The sequence below is a fragment of the Nautilia sp. genome, assembly GCF_053994455.1.
This window is the reverse complement of sequence record NZ_JBMYAU010000133.1, coordinates 1-9,830: the sequence shown is the minus strand read 5'-3', so window position 1 is coordinate 9,830 and position 9,830 is coordinate 1. Positions and strand designations below refer to the sequence as shown.

The window sequence follows — 9,830 nt, the reverse complement described above, 5'->3', positions numbered from 1 at the left end:
TACATCTCTCTCTTTTTTTAACAACTCTTCCAACTCTTCTTTACTCTCTTTGATTAATCTATCATATCTTAGTATTCCCATATCGTTATTATATCAAAGTTATTAAATATCTTGGAATTGGTATTATATGAAAAACAAAGAAAATATAAAACAACTTTGTGGGTTTCATTGGATTATAGAAAGTTGGAATTCTAAATTTGATTGTAAGGAATGATTTGTGGTTTGGTATTATTTTACGAAGTTTTAATCTCATTATCGCAATATGTAACATTTAGCGCCAAATACCTGAAAAAGAAAAATATCCCAATCAAACCCACATATACCAACATTGTTTTTAAAGGTTTGTGGGTTGTGGTGGATATCAGAAGTTCCCTGATAAAAAAAATAATTGAAGCGTCCACCATAAAACGTATTTTTATTCTCTGTTTTTTGAAAAATATAAAAAGCATCTGCATAACTTCTATAATAACCATAAGTTCTAAAATTAAAGCAAGAATCGAGTAAAAATCATACTTTAAAACCAAAATCAAATACAATAAGTGCCAGTACAATTTCCAAATATTCTTTAATAATTTTCATAATTCCCTTTTTTTAAGGGAATTATGCCTTTTAACGGTTACATATTGGTAACAACGAAATACTGAACAAACCCGATTACCGCCCCAAGTGCCGCACCGGCAAAGTTAATAAAACTGAAGTGCTTTTTCATAAGTGAAAAAAGCATATCCTCAAGTGTTTTTTCATCAAAATTCGAAATTCTCTCTTCTACGATCTTATCAATATTTGCTTTTATGAAAATTTTAGGAACCTCAGCTTCTAAAAATGTGATTATTTCGTTTTTTATAATATCTTTCGTTTTGTTTGAATTTAATATTTCATTTACCCTGACATCAAAATTCACCCCCTCAAAAACGGACTTAATCACACTGCCGCTCACAAAACTTGCAAACATCGGAAACTTCTCGGCTACAAACTTTTCTATAAAAGATGAGATTTTTTCAATAATTTCCTCTTTTTCCATAAATTCGGTAACTTTCTTATCCAAAATCTTTTCAATCTTTGTATCGATAAAATTTACAATTTCTTCTTTTACTTCTTTTTGCGAAATTATTTTTTTAATCTCATCTTCGCTTAAAATATAATCTTTTACAACTTCGCCCACTTTTCTTGCCATAGTTTGTTTCTCCCTCGGAATAACACCTTGCGGAAATACGGTAACATCGCCTATTTTCAACGGTTTATACGGTCTGAAAAGCAGTTTAATGGCCACATAATTCGTAACGTATCCGATTAACGCACCTATTCCTACGCTGCTTACTATTACGGCCGGATTCATGCAAAAATTTCCTTATATTTTTCTTCATCAAACCCTACAATTACATCTCCGTTATCAAGCTCTATTACAGGCCTTTTTATAAGCAGGTTTTCCTTACAAAGCCACTCTCTTTTACCGTTTTCGTCAAGATTAAGCTCTTTTAATTTTAAGGTTCTGTATTTTGTACCCCTGTTATTGAAAAGCACGTCTATCCCCGCTTTTGCAATCCATTCGTCAATCTTATCGCATCCTACGGGCTCTTTTTTAAAATCGTGAAAATCATATTCAATTCCGTTATCTTTAAAAAATTTAAGAGCTTTTTTCACGCTTCCGCAAGTTTTTATTCCGTATATTTTCATTTCTCCTCCTTCACGGGTTTAAGATTCATAACTTCACTCAGATAAAAAAACCCTCCTCTAAGTTCAACGGCATCAAGCCCCGCTTCTTTTGCCAGCTCCACCGCTTCATGAATATAAACACCTCTTAAATCCATTAAGCCGTATTTTTTATTTTTATCGAGTTTCATTAATTCTTCTGTAAAACCGCAATTAAAAGGAATGTTTATAGAATTTGGCATTTTTCCGTATTCTTCCACTTCCTCATTATCTCTAATATCAATAATGGTTATTTCTTTTAGTAATTCATAAGTAGGAAATGCGTCTGCTCTCGGGGCTCTTTTTTCTTCCCCGAGTTTAAGTTTTCTTCCCTTAGTAAAAAAATCAAACAATTTTTATCCTTTTTACTTTTTGAAGTAATTTTATCATATCTCTATTATTTTTCAATCCGTTATATCCTCCCATCTGAGCCTGTCTCCTTTTTGCAAGTTTTTACATGCCTTTTTTCCTAAAATCTCAGGCAGAAACTTCGGATGAAGCCCGAATCCGGGGCGGATTGAACGGATATTTTCATGTGTAAAAGTCTCTCCTTTTTTTATGTCTTTCACCACATACAGACTTCTTGCAAACTGACGCCCGTTTTTAGGTTTGAAATTTACTTCTCCCATCATTTCTTCCGTTTCCCTTACGGCTTTTACCATTTCTTTAAATTCAGCAGGAGTAAGACTGAAATTTTTATCGGGAGAATCCAGAGATTTATTTAGAATAAAATGTTTTTCGATTATTCTCGCACCCGTCGCTACCGCCGCAATGGGAGCGGAAATTCCGAGGGTATGATCCGAAAACCCGACTTCCACGTTAAACATCTCTTTAATAGCCGGTATCGTTTTCAGATTTACTTCACTTCTTGGCGCCGGATAAGCCGAAGTACATTTAAGAAATGCCGGCTCAACTTTTCTTTTTTTACAGATATCCACCACATCCTGAATTTCCTGAAGCGAGGCTATACCGGTTGAAATTATCACCGGCTTGCCTTTACTTGCGGCGTAATCTACCAAACCGTAATCCGTAATTTCAAACGAAGCTATTTTATACGCGCAAGGGTTAAACTGTTCCAAAAAATCCACCGCTTCCTTGCTAAAAGGCGAGCTGAAAACATCAAGCCCTAAACTTCTGCCGTAAATAAAAAGTTCCTCGTGCCACTCAAGAGGCATTGCGGCGTTTTTATAAAGCTCATATAAACTCATACCGTCCCAAAGCGTTCCACCTTTTATAATAAAATCTTCTTTTTTACACTCAACGGTCAGCCAATCAGCCGTGTACGTCTGAAGCTTCACGGCATCCGCACCAGATTCTTTTGCGGCATAGATAGTGTCTTTTGCTGTTTGCAAACTTCCACCGTGATTTGCTGAAAGTTCTGCTATTATAAAAACTTTTTTTGATGTGTCAATTTTTCCTATTTTCATTAATTAACTCCTCAATAGTAGTATTCCAGCCATTTTTAAGTTTAATGTTTTTTAATTCTTTACCTAAATGGAAAGTTCCTTTACCTTTTTGTTTTTTAGGTTTGATTTTTTCTATTTTATTAAAAATAGATTTAAAAAGTAACTGAATATGAAAATGCAATTTTCTGTATGAACTTTTAAGAGTTTCTTTTTTATTAATAATTATCCTTTTTTGTGCAATAATGTTTCCCGTATCAATACCCTCATCTATATAGTGAATTGTAACCCCTGATGGAGTGTTTTCTATGTGTGACCAAATATTTGGATGAGCACCTCTATTGTATGGAAGATATGAAATATGAAGATTTATAATCTTGTAATGTTTTAAAATATCTTTTGAAATTATATGACGATAATTATAACTTATAATTAAATCGGGATTTATTTTATTTAAATCTTTTAATGTTAGTTTTTCTTTTTTTACAACCACTCTATCAAATCTTTTTAACCAGATAAGCAGAGGCCTTGAAATTGAATTGTTTGTTAAAAATAATATCATTTAACTTCCTTATTTCATTTAGGTTTAAAACCTGTACTCTTAATTTTTTCAAACATTTTGCAATTTCTTTTTGATTTTCTACTACTTTAATGGCGATAAAAGGTATTTCAGCCTCAAGCGCCTCTATGCTTAGAGTCGAAGCGGAAACTATTGCAAATTTGTGTTTAAAAAGAGCCGTTTTAGTGTCTTTGTCGATATGAAAGCTTATTTTTTTTAATTTTGCGACTCTTTTGAGTTTATCTAAATTCGGATTTTTGGATGTGGTATAAATATGAATGTTTCCATTTAAATATTTTAAAATTTTAAAAATAATGCCTTTAGGATCCGTGGCTCCGATACAAATCATTATCCCGTCCCTTTTAATATACCTTTTTTTGAGTTTAAGCCTTATTTTTTTATGCTTGGTACAAGGATTAAGACTTACAACCTCATCACAAAAATGCTCCTTTTCAAAATCATCAAAACATATTAACTTAATTTCGGGAAAAAGCTCTTTAAATTTCTTTTCGTCTTCTAAAGTAAAATCATAATTATCGACTATCACCTTTTTTGGACTTAGTTTTTTTACAACTTCAAAAAACTCATCGTTGTTTTTTATTTTTATGAGAGGAATATCGGTATATTTTTCATCACATTCCTTACAAACAATTCTCCATTCTCCATTCTTCATTCTCCATTCTAAAAAGGCTTCCACTCTTTTTAAATGTCCAAATCCGATTTTACTTCCGAAATCCACTCTTAAAAGTTGCAAATAATTTTCCTTTATGCTATAATATTTTTATATTGGTCATCCTCATTTGAGGGAAGAGCCCCCGCCCTCTTTTTAGAGGGAAATGAATTTTTTAAATTCCTCTTTCAACTTATAAAAATCATTTCTTTTCATAAGGCCGTGATATTTAAATACTCTTTTAACATCAAACGTTCTTACTTGATTAAACATTGCAAAACTCGTAACATTTTTATATATAAAAGACAAAAAACCGTTATCCTTCGTAGTTAAAGGAATACCTAAAAAGGTTTTTGAGCTTAATTTTTTTAAAACAACCACCGGTCTTAAAAAATATTCTCCTTTTCCATACACTTCAGCTTCAACGTTATATCCGACTATAATTAAATACACTCTTCCCTCTTTAATATAAACTTTTTTATCTTTGAAATGTATCTCTTTTTTAAGAGTATTCCATTTGTCAAACTCATCTAATTTCAGAGCTTTAAACATTTTTTCAGCTCTTATAAAATCTTCTAAGGTATCGATATCCTGAACCAGATATCTCGGAATCAAAATCGGAATATTACCGTCGAACCTGAATTTTTCCCCGCATTTTAATTTTTTCCAATAAAACTGTCCCGCATCGTGGAAAGCTCCTTTTAAATCCTGACTTCTTTTTTCCATATATTCAGGGAAAAACATTTGAGCCTTTCCGTTAACTATCTCAAATCCCCGCCAGATTGGAAAATCATAAGTGGTGGCGGCAAAAGAATAACAAGAATCGCTGTTTTTTAGTTTTTCAAGCCCTTTTTTTAAATATTCAACCCTCAAAAAAGGAGCGGTAGCATAAATCATACAGGCATACTCGAATCCTTCGTTTTGAGAAATCACATATTCAAAAACATCAATGCTTCCGGCATAATCATCCGCTAAACGAGAAGGTCTTATCTGAACTTCCGCCCCGTAGTTTTTTGCAACTTCCCCAATCTCTTCACTGTCTGTTGAAACCACTATTTTGTCAAAAAGCCCCGATTTTTTAGCGGTTTCTATACTGTAAGCAATTAAAGGCTTTCCGTGGAAAAGTTTAATATTTTTTTTTGGAATTCTTTTGCTCCCCCCACGGGCAGGTATTACGCATAAATTCAAAGCAACTCCTCCATACTTTCAATGATATAATCCTGCTCTTTTTTACTCAAACCGTAATATATCGGCAGACTGAAAGCCTGCAAATAATATTTCTCCATTTCGGGAAATTTTTTAAAGTATCCTTTTTTTACGTAAAAAGGCTGCTGATTAATAGGAATATAATGATATTGGAGTCCTATTCCTTTTTGACGCATTTTTATAAAAAATTCGGCTTTTTCATCCAAAGATTCAAAAGGATATCTCACAACGAATAAATGATACGAGCTTTTTTCATCATAAGGATAAAGGGGTTTGATTTTATCAGGGAGATTATTGTAATAATATTTTGCTATTTCTTTTCTTTCAGCTAAAAAAACATCGACTTTTTGAAGCTGAGAAAGCCCCAAAGCGCAGGCTACATCGCTCAGACGATAATTGTAACCCAAATCCACCATTTTATATTCCCACGGATACATTGTGTCATCTTTTACCGTTCCGTGATTTCTGAGACGAAGCAGTTTTTTATATATTTTTGCATCATTAGTAGCCACCGCTCCGCCTTCAAAGGTGGTTATGTGTTTGAGAGGATGAAAAGAATATGTCGCAATATCGCAAACACCTTCGTCTTTTCCGAAATAATGGGCGTTGTCAAGAAGTATTTTTACACCATATTTTTCTTTTATGTATTTAAGTTTTTTATCATTAAAAGGATGTCCGGAAAATGTAACCAAATAAAGCGCTTTTATCCTCCTTTTTTTAAGCTCTTCCTCCGCCAAATCAAGATTAATCAGTCCGTTGCTTTCAATGTCCACAAATACAGGCTTGGCTCCCGCATAAAGAATAGAATTTGAAGTCGAAAGAAAAGAATTAGGGGTTGTCACAACCCTGTCTCCCGCATTTAAAAGCACCCTGCTTGCAAGATGAAGAGCAGCCGTTCCGTTACTGACTGCCACAACATATTTAAACCCCAATTTTTCTGCCAACGCTTCTTCAAATTCTTTAACTTTAGGTCCGGTCGTTAAAAAATCACTATCAAGTACCTCTAAAACAGCTTTTTTATCATTTTCATCAATATATTGTTTGCCGTAAGGAATAAACTTATTTAATTCTCCACTCTCCATTCCCGTTCTCCGTTTATACAAATTCTTTAGCTTTTTCTAAAAATTCGTCTTTAGTAAGCCACCAGTCATTATCTCCAGAAGAATATTCAAATCCGTATCCCGCTTCTTTTCCTTTCTCACCCAGATTATTTACCGTATAATCAGCTTCAAAACTGAAATTTATAGTCGGTTTTATTACGTAATGATCCTCAAATTCCACACATCTGTCATCTTTTGTAATCATAACTTCGTGCATTTTCTCTCCCGGTCTTATTCCAATTTCTTTTAATTTGCATTCAGGACATAAAGCCTTTGCAAGATCAACGACTTTCATGGAAGGAATTTTCGGTACAAAAATTTCTCCGCCCTGCATTCTTTCGAAATTTTTAAGAACAAATTTAACCCCTTCTTCCAGAGTTATTAAAAATCTCGTCATATCCTTATGGGTAATAGGCAGCTCTTTTGCCCCGTTTTTAATTAAATTGACAAAAAAAGGAACCACGCTTCCCCTGCTTCCTATAACGTTTCCGTATCTTACAACCGAAAATCTCGTTTTTCTTTTTCCCACAAGATTATTTGCGGCGATAAAAAGTTTATCACTTGCAAGTTTCGTAGCCCCGTAAAGGTTAATAGGGGCAGCCGCCTTATCAGTAGAAAGGGCGATGATTTTTTCCACTTCAAGCTCAATGGCGCAGTCTATTACATTCTGGGCGCCCTGTATATTGGTTTTAATACATTCCATAGGGTTGTATTCCGCAACGGGGACATGTTTCAGCGCCGCCGCATGGATCACTATATCCACATCCTCCATAGCCTTGCGGAGTCTTTCCTTGTCTCTGACATCCCCGATAAAATATCTCATACACTTATCGTTGTAAATTTGCGCCATTTCAAACTGTTTAAGTTCGTCCCTGCTGTAAATGATAATCTTATTAGGTTTGTAATTTTCGAGCAGTATTTGCGTATATTTTTTTCCGAAACTTCCAGTCCCTCCGGTAATCAGTATGTTTTTCCCGTTAAACATATTTTCTCCTTTGTAAACTGTTATAATTTTAACAAAATAACCGATATAAAAACAAAAAGGCTTTAAATGTCAGTAATTTTCGAAAAAAACATCCAGGCTCTCGTTGAAAAAAACCCGGTTTTGGCATCAAAAATTTTTTCACTACCTACACATAAAAACTTCGAAGTGGTACAGCAGGGAGAAGATCCTATAAATTTAAACATTATAGATATGCAAAGAAACTATCCCGTTTACAAAACACAGCCTCTTGAAGAAATAAAAGAAAAACAGAAAAAATTCAAACTGTACGAAAGATATCCCGTTTTGTTTTTTTACGGTTTGGGAAACGGCATATTCATAAAACTTCTTTTTGCAAATCCCACACATAAAAAAGTTTTTGTTTTTGAACCCAATTTGGAAATAATATACATAGCAATGCATATAGTTGATTTTTCTGAAGAAATTCTAAGCGGTAAACTCGAAATCATTATTCCCGATGATTTAACATATGCCAAAGCTCTTGAAATCTTCATTCATAAAGACGTTCAGCTTTTTGCACGAACATTCGAATTACATATATATTCCGACTATTATGAAAAATTTTTCGCCGAATCCATTATCAAAACGAATAAAATTTTAATAAGGGCTATAAAACAGACCGTTACAAACTTCGGAAACGACACGATAGACACTCTTATAGGAATCGAACACCATATTAACAATATTCCTTTAATGCTTACAAGCCCGCATTTTTCCCAGCTTAAAAATAAAAAAATTTCAGACGTGGCGGTAATAGTGTCAACCGGACCGTCCCTTGCAAAACAGCTGCCTCTTTTAAAACAAATACAAAACCACATAACGATAATAAGTGTTGACGCCTCACTTCCGATCCTTGCAAAACACAAAATAAAACCCGATTTCGTAACATCTCTTGAAAGAGTCCAGCTTACAAGCGAATTTTTTAAAAAAACCCCTAAAAATTTCCAAAAAGATATCATTATGCTTCATGCGTCCTTACAGCACAAAGACGTCCTCAAATATTCACACGGAAAAAAAATCCTTCCCATGAGGGGATTTAGGTATACAAAATATTTCGGTATGCACAAATACGGATATTTAGGAATAGGAATGAGCGCCGCTAATATGGCTTACGAACTTGCTTATTTTCTCGGATATAAAACTATAATCCTTATAGGTCAGGATTTGGCTTACAGCGAAGAAGGAGAATCCCATTCGGACGGACACGTTTTAGGGAAAAAAGAGGTAAAATTTAAAGACAGTGACGAATATGTGACCAAATACGGCGGAAACGGCACGATAAGAACAACAAGGGTGTGGAATATGTTCAGAAACTTTTTTGAAAAAGACATTGAATTTACAAAAAAAGAAAACATACTCACAATAAACGCAACTGAAGGAGGCGCCAGAATACACGGCGCCGTAGAAATGCCGTTTAAAGAAGCGGTGGACAAATATATAGACACGTCAAAAACAAAAAAGACTTTAAAACTAAGAAAACTTTCCGAAAAAACCGTAAACACCCTGCTCCTAAAGGCACACGGAAAAATAGAAAATATGTTAAATTACGGAACGAAAGTTCAAAAAAAAATAGAAAAAGTATTTTTAGACGTCGCCAAGGAATGTGAAAATCTCGAAAAATTAAAAGAAGAAAACAGACTGGAAGAGATAGATTTTAAAAAACTGCTTAAACTTTCAAAAAAAATAGACAAAATAAAAGACATTTTAGAAACAAAAAAACTTTCCGTAATGTACGGCGAAACAATACAAAGCTATCTTGTAAACAAAGAACTCGACTTAGCTAAGATTATGGTAAGACCTTCAAATACCGAATTAGAAAAAAAAGCAAAACTCATAGACTGGATTATGAATCATAAAGAATGGCTTTTTATGCTTGCCGGAAGTATAAACGCTCAAATAATCGTGGTTAAAAGAGCCGCTAAAAATCTGGAAAAAGAACTTAAAAAAAGAAACCTTCCTTTTGAAAAAATCAAATAACCCCTTTCTACAATAAAAAGAAAAAGCCGCTTTCGGGCTTTTTACTGTAATAATTTTAATACGTTCTGCTGAACCGCATTTGCCTGTGACATAGCATAACTTCCGGACTGTGCTAAAAGATTGTATTTCTGGAAGTTCGCAGTTTCCTGAGCAAAATCCACATCCCTGATCTGTGATTCGGCCGCTTTTACGTTTACCTGTGTTACGGAAATATTGTTAATTG

Annotated in this window: 12 protein-coding genes and 1 pseudogene; 1 reads left to right on the top strand and 12 read right to left on the bottom strand. The window is 33.9% G+C overall.

The window, feature by feature from the left end:
- Window positions 1-233: 233 nt before the first annotated feature.
- From ACXJIE_RS09425 to pseB, 11 genes and pseudogenes are all read right to left on the bottom strand, one after another.
- A complete protein-coding gene (locus tag ACXJIE_RS09425) occupies window positions 234-551 on the bottom strand; it encodes a phosphate-starvation-inducible PsiE family protein (protein WP_456480721.1) in 318 nt (105 codons plus the stop codon).
- A 65-nt stretch (window positions 552-616) separates the two neighbouring features.
- Window positions 617-1,336, bottom strand: coding sequence for a DUF445 domain-containing protein (locus ACXJIE_RS09420; protein ID WP_456480720.1), 720 nt, complete (start codon window positions 1,334-1,336; stop codon window positions 617-619).
- Window positions 1,333-1,674, bottom strand: a complete 342-nt coding sequence (locus tag ACXJIE_RS09415; protein WP_456480719.1) for an arsenate reductase family protein — start codon at window positions 1,672-1,674, stop codon at window positions 1,333-1,335. The genes ACXJIE_RS09420 and ACXJIE_RS09415 overlap by 4 nt, the downstream gene beginning before the upstream one ends.
- Window positions 1,671-2,042 carry a rhodanese-like domain-containing protein gene (locus ACXJIE_RS09410; RefSeq protein ID WP_456480718.1) on the bottom strand — a complete coding sequence of 124 codons (372 nt, stop codon included), beginning with the start codon at window positions 2,040-2,042 and terminating at the stop codon, window positions 1,671-1,673. The genes ACXJIE_RS09415 and ACXJIE_RS09410 overlap by 4 nt, the downstream gene beginning before the upstream one ends.
- A gap of 51 nt (window positions 2,043-2,093) precedes the next feature.
- Complete coding sequence (gene pseI / locus ACXJIE_RS09405; protein ID WP_456480717.1) at window positions 2,094-3,116, bottom strand: pseudaminic acid synthase; 1,023 nt, start codon at window positions 3,114-3,116, stop codon at window positions 2,094-2,096.
- Complete coding sequence (locus tag ACXJIE_RS09400; protein WP_456480716.1) at window positions 3,097-3,654, bottom strand: formyl transferase; 558 nt, start codon at window positions 3,652-3,654, stop codon at window positions 3,097-3,099. The genes pseI and ACXJIE_RS09400 overlap by 20 nt, the downstream gene beginning before the upstream one ends.
- A complete protein-coding gene (locus ACXJIE_RS09395) occupies window positions 3,590-4,405 on the bottom strand; it encodes a UDP-2,4-diacetamido-2,4,6-trideoxy-beta-L-altropyranose hydrolase (protein ID WP_456480715.1) in 816 nt (271 codons plus the stop codon). The genes ACXJIE_RS09400 and ACXJIE_RS09395 overlap by 65 nt, the downstream gene beginning before the upstream one ends.
- 72 nt (window positions 4,406-4,477) lie before the next feature.
- Window positions 4,478-4,735: a type II toxin-antitoxin system PemK/MazF family toxin gene (locus ACXJIE_RS09390; RefSeq protein WP_456480722.1), complete on the bottom strand. Its 258-nt coding sequence runs from the start codon at window positions 4,733-4,735 to the stop codon at window positions 4,478-4,480.
- A gap of 108 nt (window positions 4,736-4,843) precedes the next feature.
- Window positions 4,844-5,509: pseudogene (pseF, locus tag ACXJIE_RS09385) on the bottom strand (pseudaminic acid cytidylyltransferase); the annotation flags it as partial.
- The gene (locus ACXJIE_RS09380) at window positions 5,506-6,609 is read right to left on the bottom strand and encodes an aminotransferase class I/II-fold pyridoxal phosphate-dependent enzyme (protein ID WP_456480714.1); all 1,104 of its coding nucleotides are present in this window, start codon (window positions 6,607-6,609) and stop codon (window positions 5,506-5,508) included. The pseudogene pseF and the gene ACXJIE_RS09380, both read right to left, overlap by 4 nt.
- A gap of 13 nt (window positions 6,610-6,622) precedes the next feature.
- Window positions 6,623-7,612 (bottom strand): UDP-N-acetylglucosamine 4,6-dehydratase (inverting), encoded by a 990-nt coding sequence (gene pseB, locus ACXJIE_RS09375; RefSeq protein ID WP_456480713.1) that lies wholly within the window; start codon window positions 7,610-7,612, stop codon window positions 6,623-6,625.
- Window positions 7,613-7,678: 66 nt separating this feature from the next.
- On the opposite strand from pseB, the gene ACXJIE_RS09370 reads away from it, so the two are divergent.
- Complete coding sequence (locus ACXJIE_RS09370; RefSeq protein WP_456480712.1) at window positions 7,679-9,607, top strand: motility associated factor glycosyltransferase family protein; 1,929 nt, start codon at window positions 7,679-7,681, stop codon at window positions 9,605-9,607.
- 41 nt (window positions 9,608-9,648) lie between these two features.
- Here the strand turns inward: ACXJIE_RS09370 and ACXJIE_RS09365 are convergent.
- Window positions 9,649-9,830, bottom strand: a 182-nt coding sequence (locus ACXJIE_RS09365; protein ID WP_456480711.1) for a flagellin, incomplete at its 5' end; no start/stop codon positions are given.